The sequence below is a fragment of the Streptomyces sp. P9(2023) genome (assembly GCF_032436795.1).
Taxonomy (GTDB): Bacteria; Actinomycetota; Actinomycetes; order Streptomycetales; family Streptomycetaceae; genus Streptomyces.
Genome location: NZ_JAUPWM010000359.1, coordinates 1 through 285, shown reverse-complemented (window position 1 = coordinate 285; position 285 = coordinate 1). Strand labels below are relative to the sequence as shown.

The 285-nt window shown below is 63.9% G+C and carries 1 protein-coding gene; it reads right to left on the bottom strand.

What is annotated here, in order from left to right; translation table 11 throughout:
* The coding region (locus Q5762_RS37945) for a hypothetical protein (RefSeq protein WP_315896865.1) at positions 1–285 on the bottom strand (285 nt) is incomplete at both ends.

The window sequence follows — 285 nt, the reverse complement described above, 5'->3', positions numbered from 1 at the left end:
GGGAAAACCAGCGTGCGGGCGATGGCTTCCTTGATGACCGTGATCGGGTCAGAGTTGGCGTAGTCGCTGAACTGCGACGTGCCAGACAGGGTCTGGCGCCGGGTGGCGTCATAGGAGGCCGGGTTGTGCACCAGATTGGCGACCCGCACTTCGCGGATGTTGGCAATCGTATCGGTCAGCATCATCGCCGCGTGGCCTTCCGGGTCATGCGTCGAGCGGTTTTGCGCGCGCGCATCTGCCGCTGCCTGAATGTCGGAATGCGGGATCGGGCTGTCGAGGCCGAAA